14 protein-coding genes and 4 tRNA genes are annotated in these 17,241 nt (G+C 37.3%); 12 read left to right on the forward strand and 6 right to left on the reverse strand.

Annotation, left to right across the window (positions count from 1 at the left end; translation table 11 throughout):
* Window positions 1-1,128: 1,128 nt before the first annotated feature.
* Genes ESZ39_RS09995 through rlmKL form a run of 4 tightly spaced genes read right to left on the reverse strand, consistent with a single transcriptional unit; the run spans window position 1,129 to window position 7,208 of the window.
* The gene (locus ESZ39_RS09995) at window positions 1,129-2,910 is read right to left on the reverse strand and encodes a DUF3466 family protein (protein ID WP_191321752.1); all 1,782 of its coding nucleotides are present in this window, start codon (window positions 2,908-2,910) and stop codon (window positions 1,129-1,131) included.
* A gap of 25 nt (window positions 2,911-2,935) precedes the next feature.
* Complete coding sequence (locus tag ESZ39_RS10000) at window positions 2,936-4,843, reverse strand: ATP-binding cassette domain-containing protein (RefSeq protein ID WP_146879773.1); 1,908 nt, start codon at window positions 4,841-4,843, stop codon at window positions 2,936-2,938.
* Between the two features lie 3 nt (window positions 4,844-4,846).
* A complete protein-coding gene (locus ESZ39_RS10005; RefSeq protein WP_146879774.1) occupies window positions 4,847-5,077 on the reverse strand; it encodes a glutaredoxin family protein in 231 nt (76 codons plus the stop codon).
* Window position 5,078: 1 nt separating this feature from the next.
* On the reverse strand, window positions 5,079-7,208 hold the full coding sequence (gene rlmKL, locus ESZ39_RS10010) for a bifunctional 23S rRNA (guanine(2069)-N(7))-methyltransferase RlmK/23S rRNA (guanine(2445)-N(2))-methyltransferase RlmL (protein ID WP_146879775.1): 2,130 nt from the start codon (window positions 7,206-7,208) through the stop codon (window positions 5,079-5,081).
* 366 nt (window positions 7,209-7,574) lie between these two features.
* Between rlmKL and ESZ39_RS10015 the strand changes: the two genes are divergently transcribed.
* From ESZ39_RS10015 to ESZ39_RS10030, 4 genes are all read left to right on the forward strand, one after another.
* Window positions 7,575-7,651 (forward strand) — tRNA-Met (locus ESZ39_RS10015).
* 215 nt (window positions 7,652-7,866) lie between these two features.
* A tRNA-Met gene (locus tag ESZ39_RS10020) sits at window positions 7,867-7,943 on the forward strand.
* A gap of 215 nt (window positions 7,944-8,158) precedes the next feature.
* Window positions 8,159-8,235 (forward strand) — tRNA-Met (locus ESZ39_RS10025).
* A 46-nt stretch (window positions 8,236-8,281) separates the two neighbouring features.
* A tRNA-Met gene (locus tag ESZ39_RS10030) sits at window positions 8,282-8,358 on the forward strand.
* A 1,004-nt stretch (window positions 8,359-9,362) separates the two neighbouring features.
* Here the strand turns inward: ESZ39_RS10030 and ESZ39_RS10035 are convergent.
* Entirely contained in the window at window positions 9,363-9,983 is a 621-nt protein-coding gene (locus ESZ39_RS10035) for a hypothetical protein (RefSeq protein ID WP_146879776.1), read from the reverse strand.
* A 579-nt stretch (window positions 9,984-10,562) separates the two neighbouring features.
* Here ESZ39_RS10035 and ESZ39_RS10040 point away from each other — a divergent pair.
* Window positions 10,563-10,835, forward strand: a complete 273-nt coding sequence (locus ESZ39_RS10040; protein WP_146879777.1) for an HU family DNA-binding protein — start codon at window positions 10,563-10,565, stop codon at window positions 10,833-10,835.
* A gap of 54 nt (window positions 10,836-10,889) precedes the next feature.
* Here the strand turns inward: ESZ39_RS10040 and ESZ39_RS10045 are convergent, their stop codons facing one another.
* Complete coding sequence (locus ESZ39_RS10045; protein ID WP_146879778.1) at window positions 10,890-11,093, reverse strand: helix-turn-helix domain-containing protein; 204 nt, start codon at window positions 11,091-11,093, stop codon at window positions 10,890-10,892.
* A gap of 153 nt (window positions 11,094-11,246) precedes the next feature.
* On the opposite strand from ESZ39_RS10045, the gene ESZ39_RS10050 reads away from it, so the two are divergent.
* From ESZ39_RS10050 to ESZ39_RS10075, 7 genes are all read left to right on the forward strand, one after another.
* Window positions 11,247-11,492 (forward strand): hypothetical protein, encoded by a 246-nt coding sequence (locus ESZ39_RS10050; protein ID WP_146879779.1) that lies wholly within the window; start codon window positions 11,247-11,249, stop codon window positions 11,490-11,492.
* Window positions 11,485-12,672 carry a site-specific integrase gene (locus ESZ39_RS10055; protein WP_146879780.1) on the forward strand — a complete coding sequence of 396 codons (1,188 nt, stop codon included), beginning with the start codon at window positions 11,485-11,487 and terminating at the stop codon, window positions 12,670-12,672. Before ESZ39_RS10050 ends, ESZ39_RS10055 begins: the two co-directional genes overlap by 8 nt.
* Window positions 12,665-13,588, forward strand: a complete 924-nt coding sequence (locus ESZ39_RS10060; RefSeq protein ID WP_146879781.1) for an HDIG domain-containing metalloprotein — start codon at window positions 12,665-12,667, stop codon at window positions 13,586-13,588. Before ESZ39_RS10055 ends, ESZ39_RS10060 begins: the two co-directional genes overlap by 8 nt.
* 16 nt (window positions 13,589-13,604) lie before the next feature.
* Window positions 13,605-14,162: a hypothetical protein gene (locus ESZ39_RS10065; protein WP_146879782.1), complete on the forward strand. Its 558-nt coding sequence runs from the start codon at window positions 13,605-13,607 to the stop codon at window positions 14,160-14,162.
* Window positions 14,163-14,238: 76 nt separating this feature from the next.
* Window positions 14,239-14,394: a hypothetical protein gene (locus ESZ39_RS17770; protein ID WP_191321753.1), complete on the forward strand. Its 156-nt coding sequence runs from the start codon at window positions 14,239-14,241 to the stop codon at window positions 14,392-14,394.
* A gap of 397 nt (window positions 14,395-14,791) precedes the next feature.
* Window positions 14,792-15,949 carry an endo-1,4-beta-xylanase gene (locus ESZ39_RS10070; protein ID WP_146879783.1) on the forward strand — a complete coding sequence of 386 codons (1,158 nt, stop codon included), beginning with the start codon at window positions 14,792-14,794 and terminating at the stop codon, window positions 15,947-15,949.
* Window positions 15,950-16,103: 154 nt separating this feature from the next.
* Window positions 16,104-17,174 (forward strand): MBL fold metallo-hydrolase, encoded by a 1,071-nt coding sequence (locus ESZ39_RS10075; RefSeq protein WP_146879784.1) that lies wholly within the window; start codon window positions 16,104-16,106, stop codon window positions 17,172-17,174.
* Window positions 17,175-17,241: the final 67 nt, after the last annotated feature.

A 17,241-nucleotide genomic window follows, 5' to 3' on the forward strand; every position in this document is an offset into this window, starting at 1 on the left:
GCCCTTGGCGCTGCAATGAGAAAGTTAGTACAGATTTGTTTTGGGGTGTTAAAGCACCAAAGCGAATACCGATCTCAAGCAATTTAAATGAGTGTTTGAAGTCGGTATGGAGAGATGGTATCTACATTAAAACTACATTAAGCTTGATGGACCAAACAACCTGCAGCAAAGTATCGTTCTGCCTTTAGGTTTCTATACTAAACACGGTTAAATTTTATTTAACCTGATGGACTAAAGTCCAACCTACATTAAAACTATATTAAGCATTAAACAGCACTGAAATCAGATAAAACCTAAGGACGATCATTAAACGTTTGGCCAGCACTTAACGTTGGTAATTTTTTGTAGGTCGGACTTTAGTCCGTCAACCGCTTAGCTAACAATAAGCTTGATAGACCAAAAAAACCTGCAGCAAAGTATCGTTCTTCCTTTAAGTTCCTATACTAAACACGGTTAAATTTCATTTGACCTGATGGACTAAAGTCCAACCTACATTAAAACTACATTAAGCTTGATAGACCAAAAAAACCTGCAGCAAAGTATCGTTCTGCCTTTAGGTTTCTATACTAAACACGGTTAAATTTCATTTAACCTGATGGAATAAAGTCCAACCTACATTAAAACTACATTAAGCATCCAACAGCACTGAAATCAGATAAAACCTAAGGACGATCATTAAACGTTTGGCCAGCACTTAACGTTGGTAATTTTTTGTAGGTCGGACTTCAGTCCGTCAACCGCTTAGCTAACAATAAGCTTGATGGACCAAAAAAACCTGCAGCAAAGTATCGTTCTGCCTTTAGGTTTCTATACTAAACACGGTTAAATTTCATTTAACCTGATGGACTAAAGTCCAACCTACATTAAAACTATATTAAGCATCCAACAGCACTGAAATCAGATAAAACCTAAGGACGATCATTAAACGTTTGGCCAGCACTTAACGTTGGTAATTTTTTGTAGGTCGGACTTTAGTCCGTCAACCGTTTAGGTAACAATAAGCTTGATAGACCCAAAAAATCTGCAGCAAAATATTGTTCTGTTTTGTTTAAAGCATAAAAAAACCCAATAACAAAATTTGTTATTGGGTTTTTATAACGCTGCGCCTTATCTAAAGCTTCGGCTTATCTAATGCTTACGCTTGCTCTTCAATGTTAATCTGCGAGTTAAGCCAGCAAACATTAACAAGCATATAGCGCTTAAACCAAAACCTGCACCTTTACGTTCTATTTTCTCTTCAACGGCGCTACAATTTTGAATCTCTCCCGCTATTGGCTCCAAGGTTACTGCACGAACTACGTCTTCAAGTAGTTGTTCACCTTGCTCATCCAACATTAATTCACCTTTTGAATCACGGCGCGGCACTCTAATCAGCGCAGTTGCTGAAATTTCATTAGCGTCATTAATATCACGTGCTTCAATAATAGTATAAGCACTGTCACAGGCTAAAAAGTTGTTAAGGTCGGTAAAAGTTTCACTGGTAATATCATATAAAAAACCATGTGTTCTTCTCGGGGTGCTGGTATTGTCATTATGCGTTTCAAACTCACCTTCACCCACTATTTTACCACTTTCATTAATCGCGCGAGCCGTGCTCGAACTACCATTAAAAAAGTCTTTTGGTAAAACCATTTCCATCGTTTCAGCATTGGTATCAACATGATAGAACTTAGTTCTCTGATTACCGTTAACAAAAGTATTAGCATGCCCTACAGCTATACCCGCATCGTTAATGTCATAGGTACGCGAATCAAAGTATTTGCCGTGATCCTCAGTAAAGTCTTTCACTTCACCGTCTTTATAAACTACGGCATATAAACTGCGGCGTTCTCTTGCGCTCGGTTCAGTTTCATTTTCATCGACCCAGCCATGAGCATAACCCACCGCAACACCTTGATTATTAATAGCTTGAGCATAGTTAACATATTCACGCACATCATCAACGTTAGGAGTAACTAACTGGCCTAATATTTCTGAGCTAATAATACCTTGCTCATCAATCGACCATTTTATCGCTTCAGTGTTATAAACTTCTGCGATAATTTGCTGCACACAAACTTTAAACGGTAAATCATCAAGTACGTTTGGATCAGCACAACCACCGGTTTCATCGTTGATAAAATCAATGGCATTTTGATCAATACTGGTACTCGCATAACCAACGGCAAAATGAGATTCACTAATATCTAATATAGCTGACTCGCCGCCAAAACGCTGATCTTCGGGTAAGTCTGTTTCACTAGGAGGAATGATTTCGATGATACTAGCACCACCGTCAGACGAGAAAAAACCACGAGTGGTAAATGCACGTACCCAATGGGTTACTTCTTCAGCATTACTGTTAGTAAAATCAAGCGGTAAATAAGGCGCTGAGGCGTTACCATATACCCAACCTTCATTAGTAATGCCACTAATAAATTCTTTGGTTGAACGGGTAAGAATATCTGTATTAGGAATGTTTTCATCAAAAACATTAAATAATTCAGTTTGGCCATTAAAATTAGTCATGGCAAAAACATCACCCACTTCTTGATAAAGACTGTTACCTGCTCTTGAACTCAAAAATCTAATAACCCATGAAAGATCATTCGCCGTTGGGTTACCGGCACGCAAAGCGACTTCATCTTCAATATTAACTAAGTCGTGCACACCTTCGTGGCTTGCTTCAGCGGTAGCCACAACAAAATTATAATCTTCTTCGTCAAGATATTGAAACTGCACAGGAAAATTATAGATGTCAGTGCCAGAAATAGCCGCTTCACCGTTATTATTTTCCTGTTGTGAGTAAGTATATTTTAATGAAGAAACATTACCTTTATCAATAACTTGGTAAGTTGCAGCATTAACCGCGGATAGTCCTAATGCACTAGTAATACCTAATGCTAAAATTGATTTTACAAATTTGTTCATGTAACTACTAAACTCACTTTTGTTATTAATCATCTAATTCTTGCCATCTAGCGTAGGCAACTTCGAGTTTTGACTCATTTATAGCTAACTGGTTCAATGTATTATTACTTTGCTCTTTGCTTTGACTGAAAAAGTCAGCATGATTAACTTCTTCCTGCAATTTGGCAATTGATGTTTCAAATTCATCAATAATCCCAGGTAAGCTTTCCAACTCTGTTTTCTCTTTAAATGAGCGCTTTTTCTTAGCTGGGGCATTAACCTTGCTATTATTTTCAACTTTTTCAGCTGCAACAGCTTTAACAACTGCCTTAGTAGCCGTTTCACGTTGCTGGTCTTTATAAGCTAAGTAATCATCAACATCATCATAACCGCCAACGATTTGTGTAACGTGCCCAGTACCATCAAAATACAAGCAACTATTAACACAGTTATTAACAAAGTCGCGATCATGGCTAACTAAAATAACCGTTCCTGAATAATTTGCAACGACTTCTTCCAATAACTCTAAAGTTTCAATATCCAAATCATTGGTTGGCTCATCTAAAATCAATAAGTTACTTGGGCGTAAAAATAATCGCGCCAGTAATAAACGATTTTTTTCACCGCCCGACAAGGCTCTAACCGGGGTTCTTGCTCGTTTAGGACTAAAAAGAAAATCTTGTAGATAACCCAATACATGTCGTGGTTTACCGTTTACCACAACTTCTTGCTTACCTTCACCAACAATTTCTTGTACGGTTTGGTTAAGGTCTAAGGCTTCACGGTGTTGATCAAAATAAGCGATATCTAAATTAACACCTGAGCGCATTTTACCGCTGGTAGCTGCCAAGTTGCCCATAATCATTTTAATCAAAGTAGATTTACCCGTACCATTGGCACCAATAAAAGCCATACGGTCATTTCGAGTAATCAATAAATCTAAATTTTTAATAATAACTTTATCATCAAAAGCGATGGTTAATTCTTCAGCTTCAAATACCAGCTTACCTGAACGGTCGCCTTGGGTAATATTCATGGTACTTTGATTGCGAACCTCACGACGTGCTTGGCGTTCACCTCTGAGTTTCTCAAGTGCTCTTACTCGACCTTCGTTACGGGTACGACGGGCTTTTACCCCTTGTCTGATCCACACTTCTTCTTCTGCTAGTTTTTTATCAAATAGCGAGTTTTGTTGTGATTCAACCTGCAAGTCATGCGCTTTTTGCTCTATGTACAGATCATAATTACCGGGATAACTTTTCAACGTGCCGCGGTCAAGGTCAATAATACGTGTCGATACGCCACGAATAAATGCTCTATCATGACTAATAAAGAGTATCGTACCGGCAAAGTCTTTTAAAAATGACTCTAGCCATAAAACACTTTTAATATCTAAATGGTTAGTCGGTTCATCAAGTAATAAAATATCAGGTGCGGTCACTAAGGCTTTAGCTAGCGCTACTTTACGTAACCAACCACCTGAAAGGTCGCAAATTTTCTCATCTGGATTCAGCGCCAAGGTGGTCATCACTTGCTCGATACGCTGTTCATCTTGCCAAGCGTTTGCCACTTCAAGTTGGTCTTGAACGTTGGCTAATTTATTGAGATTTTTGTCTGATGGGTCTTCAGTAACATCATGTATAATCGCATGGTAGCGCTTAATTAAATCAGCATTTTCTTTTACGCCTTGCGCAATATGATCAAAAACACTGATATCTGAAGTTTCTGGTGGATCTTGCTCTAACATGGCGACTTGCATGGTGCTAGATTTAAGCACTTGGCCATCATCTAAGGTTTGAGCCCCCATTAATACTTTCATTAATGTTGATTTTCCAGCACCGTTTCTGCCGACTAAACAAATTCTTTCGCCTGTTTGTACACTCAGATCTGCTTTATCTAAGACTTTGTCTTCACCAAAGGCTAATTCACCTTGGGAAATACGAATTAATTCCATAAACTACAATAACTCCAAAACTTGTGCTTGTTCAAATGGCCAAAATAATTTTTCTTGGCTCGAAAGACGCTCTAAAACAGGAATGTGAACACGATACAGCGCAACTAGCTTATCATCATCGAGTATATCGACCACGCAAATATCTGCTGCGGGCATAACGGCCAAGCATAATGCTAAAGCCTCTTCACATAAATGACAGCCTTCACTGCCATAGAGATTAAATTTTACCGACATATTAACTCACCTTACGTGTAATCAACCAACTGTTGTGGATATGCTTGTTACGTTGAAAGTCTTTATCTCGGGTTTTCTCGCTTATTTCTTGCACCTGTAAATTTAAGGCTGAAATCGCGTCAAAATCCATTTTAAAATTACGCTTATTATTGGTAAAAATTAACTCACCCCCCTTAGCGAGTGATTTAACCCCATCCGTAATTAAGCTAATGTGATCACGCTGCACGTCAAAACTTTCACCCATGCGCTTTGAATTAGAAAAAGTCGGTGGGTCAATAAACACCAGATCAAATTTTTGCTCATTTTTCTTCAACCATTGCAAACAATCGGCTTGAATAAAGTCATATTTGTGACCGCTGAGATTATTCAATACAAAATTGTCTTGTGCCCAACTTAAATAAGTTTTCGACATATCAACGGTAGTTACCGTATCCGCGCCATGCAATGCCGCTTGTAAAGACACCGAGCCGGTGTAGGCAAATAAATTCAATAATGATTTACCCGTTGATTTTTTTGCAACCATTTGGCGGGTTTTACGGTGATCAAGAAACAGCCCAGTATCTAAATAATCCCAAAGGTTTACTTTTAATTTAGCGCCGTATTCATGTACCACCATAGATTTTTTAGTTTGTTCAACCCGTTGATACTGATCTTTGCCCTTTTGTTTGGCCCGCGTTTTAATAATGACTTTATCGGTAGGTACGCCCAGTACCTTTGGAGCAAAATAAACCACTTCTTGCAGTCGTTTTGCTACTTTTTCAGGCTCAATAATCGCAGGTGCTGTGTACTCATGAATAACAAGGTGATCGCCATAAACATCAACCGCGACATTATATTCAGGAATGTCGGCATCATATAAACGATAACACTCTATAGCTTCTTGCTTAAGCCAGCTTTTCAAGTTTTTCTTATTCTTTAATAAGCGATTACCAAAGTCTGAGTCTTTACCATCGAATTCAGTATTAACATTGCTGCTTGATACTTGCTTGTCATCTAAATTATAAAGTGCAAATTGGCAATCTAATGGGCCGTTTTTAAATTTATAACGTTTTAACGTGACCATTTTCATCATCGCTAACAACTCAGCATTAGCGGTTAAAACAGCGACTCGCCAGTTAACAAAATGAGATTTAAACTTCTGTCCTAACAAAGCAAAGCTTTCAACCAATTCAGGTAGCTCACCGATGCGTTCACCGTAAGGTGGGTTAAATAAGACCGTGCCTTTAGGGCCAAAGGCATTTTTGATGTCGTTAGCATTTTTACAAGAAAACTCAATAAAGCGTTGTACGCCGGCATTTTTAGCATTTTGCTGGGCCGTTTGTAATACTCGGTTATCAAGGTCAAGACCAAATACTTTAGTTTTAAGCTGCGTTAAACCGACATGTGATTGTTCAATGGCGGCAGATCTTGCTGATTTCCAGGCGGCAGGCTGATGTCCTAACCAAAAATCAAAGCCCCATTGTGCTCTATCAATACCCGGCGCATAACCCGCCGCCATTAATACCGCTTCTATTATTATGGTGCCAGAGCCACACATCGGATCAACTAAAGGTTTAGAGGTATCGTCTAACCAACCCGAACGCGTAATAATGGCTGCTGCTAAGTGTTCTTTTAATGGTGCAGCACCTGAATGTTCTCGATAGCCCCTTTTAAATAAGCTACGACCAGAAAAGTCTAAATAAATAACCACTTTTTGCTTTAACAAACGCGCTTGAAAACTTACCTGTGGCGCTGACTTGTCTACTGACGGACGTTCTTGGTTTAAATCGCGAAAATGGTCAACAACCGCATCTTTAACTGTTAAAGCACCGAATTGACTATTTCTGATTTCATCGCTTGTACCAACAAAATCAATAGCAAACGTGCTATCAACCGAGAACATTTCCGACCAAGTGATTGACTTTGCTACCGCATAAAGTTCATCTTTATTGCTGGCATCACCTTCAGCTAGTCTCAGTAGAATGCGAGTCGATAAGCGACAACGCAGACAAATGTGATACGCATGTTCAATCGTTGCGCTAAAATAAACGCCTTCAGGCTTTTGAACCACTTGTTCGGCTTTTAAATCTTTAAGTTCTTGTGCCAGTAATATTTCTATACCTGGTGAGGTTAATGCTAAAAATTGCTGCATATAGGTTTCCCAATCTAATTTATGCCGCGATTATAAACAAAGACACGTGCTACTTATAGGCCTTTTACAAATTAGCGCAAACTATCTAACAATACCTAGCAATATCTAAAAAATTAAGCAGTGTTTATTTTAAATTCAGCCTAACTTCAACTAATCGCCTGAAATACGAGTCATTCACGAGCAAAAAAACAGCAAGTAGAAAATAAATGAAATTAATCGTTAAAATAAGCATAAAACATGTTGCAAATTAGATGATGTATCCTTATTATACGCCTCGCTTTAAGGCAAGCAGCTAACCGCTTCTTTCAAGCATTCTTAACTAGAATTAAAACAAGTTGCTTTGACTAATCTATTAAGTCAATCGGACGCGGGATGGAGCAGTCTGGTAGCTCGTCGGGCTCATAACCCGAAGGTCGTAGGTTCAAATCCTGCTCCCGCAACCAATTCTTAAGTTTGAATTAAAACAACTTGGCTTGTTTAAGTATTTACTTAAACCATTCGGACGCGGGATGGAGCAGTCTAAAAGTTCAACCGAGTCGGGCTACTTCTTATAAAGAATAGCCAAAGGTCGTAGCTTCAAACCCTACTTCCACGACCAATTCTTAAGTTAGAATTAAAACAACTTGGCTTGTTTAAGTGTTTACTTAAACCATTCGGACGCGGGATGGAGCAGTCTGGTAGCTCGTCGGGCTCATAACCCGAAGGTCGTAGGTTCAAATCCTGCTCCCGCAACCAATTCTTAAGTTTGAATTAAAACAGCTTGGCTTGTTTAAGTGTTTACTTAAACCATTCGGACGCGGAATGGAGTAGCCTAAAAGTTCAACCGAGTCGGGCTACTTCTTATAAAGAATAGCCAAAAGTCGTAGCTTCAAACCCTACTTCCACAACCCATTCTTAAGTTAGAATTAAAACAACTTAGTTTATCTAGTTAGTTAATTAGATAACACGGACGCGGGATGGAGCAGTCTGGTAGCTCGTCGGGCTCATAACCCGAAGGTCGTAGGTTCAAATCCTGCTCCCGCAACCAACTTTTACATTAGAAAATATAATACCAAAAGTACAATACTTCCTGTCGCGGGATGGAGCAGTCTGGTAGCTCGTCGGGCTCATAACCCGAAGGTCGTTGGTTCAAATCCAGCTCCCGCAACCACTTTTATTCTTCAATAATCAACAAAATAAACCCACTTTATTTATTTTGTCAATCTACCTTTATCAAATTCATTGTAGCGTGGCATGAAATTACGTCACAAAGAATGGATAGATTACTTAAGCTTGTTAGGCTAATATTTTTAATTTACCTTAGTTTTTCTTATCTTTACACAAATCATCAAAAACAGCTAAAAACTCGTTTGTGACCTCAGTGAGACATTTCGTCTCGTTTTGCTCTTTTTTAACTCTACATAAATCAATCAAAAAGTGCATAAACATGCAATTTTTGACCTTAGGGCTATTTATATTTTCAACGCTCTACGTTACAGAGGAAAACGTGACGTATAGCGTTCTTAACATACCTAAATTTACATTAAGTGTTCAATTAAATATTCATTATATTTTCTTTAAAAACAGCTGATTGTTGACTCGGGGAGTTCATATCCATCAAAACATTCCACAATAACTTTGTGACATTTTAGATCTTTTATTTAGTAAATTATTAACTGGTTACACCCTTCGGATTTTAGGAATATTAGCCAGTTTACTTTTCCATTTCGCACCAAGAGTCCTTAGTGTTAACGCCAGTCTAAAAGCGCCATTATTTGAATATTTATTAATAAATAAGGCTCACAGCTGCCACATTCGAGACAATTTTATATATAAATAATAGCCATAAAAAGACTGTTTACTGCCCTATAGGGAAGTTAGCCATTATCTTACTTATCCTTATCCTACAAATATTCATGGCGGTGGCAATTAGCGGTAATACAACCAAATTTTTGTGCTTAATTTATACAATACTTTCTCTCATTAAATATCCTGAGACTTCACCTTGCTCAATTAATGAATGATCAATGTATATGACATTAATTCAGGAGAACGACGTACTTTGCTTTTTTCTCGATACAGATACTTTCGCATATAAGCGTTAAGGTAATAAATAGTGTTATCATCTAAGTCTGATTTTGATAAAGCACTATTCGTTTTTATAATTTTTGCTATCTAAACTACCCCTTGAGGTACATACCTACTTCCAATACCATTTAGTAACAACGCAAACGAAAACAGAGTTGACGGGCAGTTAGAAAGCTTTTCTGCCATTTCATTAAAGAAACGTGCATACTTATCTTTGAACGTATTCCAGTTTTTCGCATCTTGTTTTCGCCAAGATAGAGCGAATAAGTAATCCTTTATTACTTTTTCAAAACGATGCCTAAAGTGGCCCTCTTGCGCCAGCTGGATTACTTTAGGCTTAAACAAATTCCAAATCAGCCAGAAATTTTCGTATGAAGTTTGCCCATCTTGCGCTAAAACCATTTCTTCTAATAAATCAGAAACCCCTTCAGATGAATTAAAACTATCGATGAATGGCTTAATAAGATCAGAAATATCAGAAGGTTGTGAATTCAATATATAAATAGCAAACTTTTTAAGAAAATCATGCCGACTCTGATAATCATTAGAATTACTTCTGTCATCTCCAAAAATAGTATCCACTGATGCATTAACTAACCATTTAAAAGAATCAAGTGCCCACGCTCTTGAGTCATTAGGTAGTATATAAATAGCCACAGATTTAGTGTGCAAATCAAGCTTGGAGTAATCAACATTACTAAGCTTCACTATATTATTAGTTTCAACAAAGTTTAGGGTTCCTTCATTACCTTCAAATAATCTTTCCCATAACCCAGAGAGTTCATTGTCAAATTGCCCACGTTCAAAATCTTCTTTTCTTATCGTCTCTATAAGCTTAATATGGAGAGGGAATAAAGTTAAATACCCGCAAAAAATGGCTTGAACATCTTTATCAAAAATCTTTCCACAATTTTACTATGGCCATAATGGCAAAAGCACTAAATCTTTGAGAACCCATCATAGTTATAGAATCTGACCTCATTACTCCTGCAATGAGCATCACTTTATAAATGGATATATTATCAGGGGCAATCACGAGTAAATCGGAGATAACAGTAAAGCATGCATCCATTCCATCACTTATTTGATTTCGATAATCATAATTGAAAGTTTCTTTAGACAGTCCTCAAGAATGCTCAAACAAAAACTTAAGTCATTTTCATCCAATATAGTATGGTGGTATTTTATCAGCGATGCTGATGCATATATATGTGTGGAGTTATTGCCCTATACAGATATATTTGTTTACTATGAAGCAACAATAAAACCAAAAAATAGGAAGTAAAAATGAACAAAGGTCAATTAGTAGATAAAATAGCAGAAAGTGCTGATGTTACAAAAGCGTCAGCAGGTCGAGTATTAGATAGTATCATAAGTGAAGTAACCGCTGAATTAGCCAATGGGGGTGATGTTGCGCTTGTTGGTTTTGGTACATTTAAAGTGTCAGCTCGTGCTGCACGTAAGGGTCGTAACCCACAAACAGGTGAAGAAATTCAAATTGCAACTTCAAATGCACCTGGCTTTAAGGCAGGAAAGGCATTAAAAGATGCTTTAAATTAAGTTGTAGACTTTAATTTAAAGGTAAAAGCCAGACTCCTGATGTTTTTTACCTTTTTAATCAACCTTTCGCTCTAAAAGATCTTCTACCTCACAATCAAACAAACCACAAAGTTTATCTATAGCCTCTAAGTCAATCCGCTGAGCTGTTTCTTTATATAATAAAGTTACAGTATTTCTGTTTAAACCTGTTTCCCTAGCTACATCCATAACTTTCATTTTTCTTTCACCCATTAAACGAGCTAAATGGCATTTAATCAATTTATAGTCACCCTAAATAAAATTATGTCATTTAAAATGACAAAAAAACATTGCAAATGACATTCAAGATGTTATTATGTTACTCAGAATGACATTTTGATTACTAAAGTATCTTTTATTCATTCAGATTAGCATTAATTTAGGAGAAGATCGATGAAATCAGTTCAAACTTATTTAACAACAAAGCAATTAGCAGAGCGAATTCATTACACCGCGAGAACAATACGTAATGAATTACTCGATGCCTGCTTAATTGAAGGCAAGCATTACATCAGACCTTTCGGTCGTCGAAAAATCTTGTTCATCTGGGACACTATTGAATCTGACATGCTAAGCATTGCTCATGATTCTTTAGCACTTGCATACCAAGAGCCTATGGAGGTAGTAAATCATGGCTAGACTCTCATCACGTAAAGATACCAACAACCTCTATTTTGATTTTACCTATCAAGGTAAACGTTGTAGGGAGAAAACAAACCTAAGTGATACAAAGATTAATCGTCGCCGTATGCAAAAGAAGCTAGATAAAATGAACGCTGAGTTGCTTACAAAACGATTTGATTACTTAGCTCATTTCCCTGCAAGTAAAATTGCCCAAAAGCTGACACAGGATGAACTAGAACGTTCAGGGGAAGCGGTTAAAAACATTCCTCTATTTGGTGATTTTCTTGGGGAGTGGTTTGAAGAAAGCACATTAAAGTGGCGTCCATCTCACCTCAGGAACATGCAAAGTATGAAGAAAAAATATTTTCTTCCGGCTTTTTCAGAAAAAAAGATCGACAGCATTACTCGCGCTGATTTACTAAAGTTTCGAACCTCTCTCGCCAAAGAACCGGGCCGAAATGGACGCTCAACTATCAGTAATAATCGCATTAATAAAATAATGGACCCGTTACGGAGAGTATTTGAGGAAGCCGCCGATCGTCATGATTTTAACACGCCTTTCATTCGGATCAAGCCATTGAAGATTGAAAAAACGGATGTTAACCCATTTACTTTTGATGAGGTGAACAAAATAGTCTCTAACGTCAGAAAAGACTATAGCCGCTATTACTTAATTCGATTTTTAACCGGAGCTCGTACAGGTGAAATTGATGGCCTCAAATGGAAGTACGTCGACTTTGATAACCGTCAAATAAAAATTCGACAAACGATTGTCGCGGGTGAATGTGATTATACAAAAAATGATTTCTCACAACGTGAAATAGCAATGAGCCAGCCTGTTTTTAATGCATTAAAATTACAACATGACGCTAGTTCATCGCTATCTGATTTTGTTTTTTGTACTAACTCAGGTCAACCGATTGATCACAACAATGTGACTAAACGTATTTGGTACCCCCTCCTTAAGCGACTTGGTCTTGAAAAACGAAGGCCATACCAAAGCCGTCATACGGCAGCAACCCTTTGGCTGGCAAGCGGAGAGTCTCCAGAGTGGATAGCAAAACAGATGGGGCATAGTAACACTCAGATGCTTTTTCAAGTTTACTCTCGCTTTGTACCAAACCTTACTCGTCGTGACGGCTCAGCATTTGAACGTTTATTAAAAAAATCACTTAAAGGAAAAAACCATGACTAATTCCAACAACACACAGTTAGTACAAGCAACCGTTAAACAATCAATTCAGCCTTTGCTTGAAAATATCTCCTCTTTCAAGCGATTTAAAGGATGCTATACCATGGTCAGCTGCATTGAAAAAACCGATAAATTAGGTAAGCAGTACTGGGTAATGCAGCTGTCAGACATATCAACGTTCATCAATGTGTATTGCTTTAATATGAATAATTTTATGAGGCAGTTACAAGCTAATGCCATCGTTCATATCGAAGCAGCATTGAAGTATGCTGACGGGCAACAATACGTCCGCTGTGCTTTTTTACAAACGGTTTCTGATGAGAGTAGTAAAGAGTTACTCGACATTAATGGTATAGCGGGTTGTTATTGCCCGATTCCTGATTTATTACCGCGATTTAAAAAACTCGTTGATAGCATTAAGTCTACTCACCTAAGACAGTTTTTGTCTGATGTATTAGTGAATAACGAAACAGGCATTAATTTCCTAGAGTGCCCAGCAAGTATTCGTCATCATCATAACTATAAAGGAGGATTATTAGAGCACTCTGTCGATGTCGCTGAGCGAGTGATTACCGCTAATCAGTTTATCAATGCTGAGCGTGATGTTGCTATTGTTTCAGCACTCATTCATGACATTGGTAAAACAAAAACGTTAGCGCCAAATGGAACTCGAACTTCATTAGGTATGGTCGTTGACCATGATGAATTAACACTGGAGATATGCGCTCAGGCATTGCAAAAGTTAGATATAAACGAGCCTCAAAGCGGCATGCTTTTACGTCACATACTCACTTGTTCAAGCCCTGGCTCTCGGTATGGTTATCAGGCCATCACCCAGGTTGCATTGGCACTACAAGCTGCAGATAAGCAAAGTGCTGATGAACACTACTCTACTACTTCTTTTGCACAAAGAGCCTAACATTTTGGAGAATAACATGACAAAGACAAACATAAACGTAACAAACGAAAAATTAACTCTCGCAACAACAGGAGTCATCGGTGTTGATAAAAACAAAGCCCCAAAACTCCTCAGTAAAAAACAATGGGCCATTGAAAATGAGCGAAGGCTCCCAGAGTTTTGGACTGAGGATTACCCCTTCATGGTGAATATGCATTATCAGGAATACTTGTTAAGTAATCAATTTGTTGTTGAGCAGTACCAACAATACATCCTAATAACGGATGCAAAAACGAAAAAAAATACTTTTCTCAGTCAAATTTTGGTCACCCTACAAACAACACCTATAAAACACGATATTCAACTCATTTTAAGAACAAAGGAAGGCGAAGAAGTTTCTCTATGTTCATTAAAAGACGTCGATATACCATTTGACCCTTCTCAATATTTTGTTAATCAGCAAGTAGATTTCGCAAAGGTATTGAATCAACGTATATCAAGTTTTTGCTTACCGGTCAGTCAGCAACTTTATTTAAGATTAAAAGGGGGTGTTTTACTCAAAGAAAGTGTTTTAGTGTGCTCTAAATACGAATAACAACAATCTCCTTTCTAGTTTTAGTGGTCTTACAGGACCACTAAAACTTCCTTCCCCCTTAATGTAGAGGTATATCATGGACTCAATGAATGCAACTTTTGAAGAGTTCGATGCTTGTCATTTTAACGAATTTAGAAAGTTAGATATGATTAACGTTATAGTGTGGTGTGCTCAATTTCAACAATGGCATTTGCAACCGCATGCTGCTTTATCGACGATACGGTTTATTTAGACATTTTTCATAAAATAACGATTCATGATGCCTAATATTTGCCATATTTACCTCTCTTTTATATTCTTGAGGGAGTAAAAATCGGATATTTTACGTCTATTACTCAACCGTTTTCACGGATTTCAAAATTCAAAAACAAGCACCTCCGCTGCTGTGTAACAATACACCTTTAAAATTACTAGAGTGCCCTGCTCTGCATATATAAATAATATACCTTGGTTATCATTAATATTTTCTTATTAGACCTCTATTTATAAAATCAACACATTTTCTCTACAAACATCACAAATAGTCATCAATTCTTAAAAGGCATAATGTCTTTTTGACTACAATAGGTGTAGTATTATTTGTTCTCCAATAACTGTAATAAATACATATTTAACCTATAAGGAAGTTTATGAAAATATATAAGATATCTCATTTAGCCATTATCGCTACACTTGCGATTGGCGTATTTAGTTGTTCTGAAAAATCAACTGAACAAGTAACTGAACAGTCTGGTAGTACGGTAACGTTAAAAGAAGCTTACGCGGATAAATTTCTTGTGGGTGCTACATTAGGCGCATCAATGTTTACGACACCTAATCACCCTTCTTTAGCGTTAGCTAAAGAAAACTTCAGCGCAGTCACACTTGATAACGACATGAAATGGGAGCGTATTAACCCTTTACCGGGTAAATTCAATTTTGAAATTGCAGATCAATTTGCTCAATTAGGCGTTGATGAAAACATTTCTACCGTAGGTCATGTTTTATTTTGGCACAGTCAAACCCCTGACTGGGTATTTAAAGATGATGAAGGTAATCTATTAACCAGAGACGCTCTACTTGAACGTATGAGAGAACGAGCAAAAATGTTTGCAACCCGTTATGGTAGCAGAATTAAAATTTGGGATGTAGTTAACGAAGCTATTGAAGACGATGGAACATTAAGAAAGTCATTATATAACCAAATTATTGGTGATGACTTTATCGAACAAGCTTTTATTATTGCTGACCAAGAAATGCCTAAAGACGCGACTTTAATCTATAACGATTATGGCATGAATAGAATTGGCCGAAGAGACACAGTTCTTGCCATGGTAAAAGAATTTCAACAAAAAGGTGTTCGTATTGACGGCATTGGCCTTCAAGGTCATTGGGGCATGGTTAATCCATCTGCTGAAATAATTGATACTACATTAACCCTTTATGCTGCTACTGGATTACGTTTACACATTACCGAGCTTGACGTTGACTTTTTAGGCAGAGATGGCATGACAGGTGCTGATGTTGATATCGAAAAATTAATAGCAACACCGGAAAACAACCCATACTCTGACGGTAACGTTCCAGCTGCCGCTGAAGATAAGTTTGCTGCGCGCTATAAAGAAATTTTTCAAACATTTATCAAGCATCAAAAAAGCATTGATCGTGTTACTTTTTGGGGCGTTACTGATGGTGATTCTTGGTTAAATGGCTGGCCAGTCGTGGGAAGAACTAATTACCCATTATTATTTAAAAGAGACGGTTCAGCTAAAAAAGCACACGATGCTGTAATTGACTTAGTAAAATAATAATATTAGCGGCGGCTTCACATAAAATAGCTATGAAACAAAACTCACGCCGCTATTAAATCCGTTTTTAAATTGAATAAAATTTAACCCTAAAAGATCAATAGATCCTAATATCTTACAATTCAATTAATTCTTAACATGTAGGCAAACATTAATGAAAAAAATGAGTATTTTAATCGCTGTATTAGCGGTAGTTATTCTTATTGCTTGTACATCTTCAACATCGGTTGATGCGGTTTACTCTAATTCCAGAGAGAGAGCTGAAGATCCTACAGCTAATAGATCAGCTTTAACATCAGGGATTTCTATTCTTAAACGCTCTTTATTTCAAGAACGTGAAGGTACGACACCAGATAAAGAATTCGTAAAAACATTAACAAGAGCAGAATTAGATGCGCTTGACGAAACAAGTGTGTATTTAGTTAAGCTAGGGCATTCTTCTATTTTAATGAAGGTTTATGGTAAATATTGGTTGATTGACCCTATGTTTAGCGAACGTGCATCGCCTGTTTCTTTTATAGGACCAAAACGTTTTGAACCTGTAGCAATAGCGCTTGAAGACTTACCTCAAATAGAAAAAGTGTTTATTTCGCATAATCATTATGATCATTTAGATAACGACACGATTAATTTTTTAGCGAATGCTAACAGCAATACACAATTTTATGTGCCAGAAGGTGTTGACGAAAATTTAATAAGCATGGGCGTAGCTAAAACGAATGTTAAAGCGTTAAATTGGTGGCAAGAAGTAGAGTTTACAGACGAAGCAGGTAACTTTACTGTTGCTTTTACACCATCTAACCACTTTTCAGGGCGAACCTTGTGGGACAAAAACGATACATTGTGGGGATCTTGGGTATTTTTATTAGGTGAGTATAAAGTGTATTTTAGTGGAGATTCTGGCTACTTTGATGGTTTTAAAGCTATAGGAGAGAAGTATGGGCCTTTTGATGTTAGCTTAATGGAAAATGGTGCTTACAATGAGCTTTGGAAAACAATTCATATGTTTCCTGCTGAAACCGTTCAAGCTCATCAAGACCTCAATGCGAAAGTGTTAATACCTATTCATAATAGTACCTTTAGTTTAGCGTTTCACGATTGGGACGATCCTTTAAATCAAATTTTAAAGATATCTCAAGAAAAACAAGTGATGTTAAGTACACCAAGGTTTGGCGAAGTCATAGATTTGAAAAGTCCTTTATTTACAGAACATTGGTGGAAATAGTTTTATTAAAGGAGTCTTAGGTTTTATGATTATTGGTTTTAGTTTTAGTTTTAGTTTTAATTACTTT

It is taken from the genome of Colwellia sp. C1TZA3 (assembly GCF_007954265.1).
GTDB lineage: Bacteria > Pseudomonadota > Gammaproteobacteria > Enterobacterales > Alteromonadaceae > Cognaticolwellia.

Coding starts and splice junctions, on each gene's coding strand:
- ESZ39_RS09995 (WP_191321752.1), bottom strand. CDS start 2,910: ATGAACAAATTTGTAAAATCAATTTTAGCATTAGGTATTACTAGTGCA.
- ESZ39_RS10000 (WP_146879773.1), bottom strand. CDS start 4,843: ATGGAATTAATTCGTATTTCCCAAGGTGAATTAGCCTTTGGTGAAGAC.
- ESZ39_RS10005 (WP_146879774.1), bottom strand. CDS start 5,077: ATGTCGGTAAAATTTAATCTCTATGGCAGTGAAGGCTGTCATTTATGT.
- rlmKL (WP_146879775.1), bottom strand. CDS start 7,208: ATGCAGCAATTTTTAGCATTAACCTCACCAGGTATAGAAATATTACTG.
- ESZ39_RS10040 (WP_146879777.1), top strand. CDS start 10,563: ATGAACAAAGGTCAATTAGTAGATAAAATAGCAGAAAGTGCTGATGTT.
- ESZ39_RS10050 (WP_146879779.1), top strand. CDS start 11,247: ATGAAATCAGTTCAAACTTATTTAACAACAAAGCAATTAGCAGAGCGA.
- ESZ39_RS10055 (WP_146879780.1), top strand. CDS start 11,485: ATGGCTAGACTCTCATCACGTAAAGATACCAACAACCTCTATTTTGAT.
- ESZ39_RS10060 (WP_146879781.1), top strand. CDS start 12,665: ATGACTAATTCCAACAACACACAGTTAGTACAAGCAACCGTTAAACAA.
- ESZ39_RS10065 (WP_146879782.1), top strand. CDS start 13,605: ATGACAAAGACAAACATAAACGTAACAAACGAAAAATTAACTCTCGCA.
- ESZ39_RS17770 (WP_191321753.1), top strand. CDS start 14,239: ATGGACTCAATGAATGCAACTTTTGAAGAGTTCGATGCTTGTCATTTT.
- ESZ39_RS10070 (WP_146879783.1), top strand. CDS start 14,792: ATGAAAATATATAAGATATCTCATTTAGCCATTATCGCTACACTTGCG.
- ESZ39_RS10075 (WP_146879784.1), top strand. CDS start 16,104: ATGAAAAAAATGAGTATTTTAATCGCTGTATTAGCGGTAGTTATTCTT.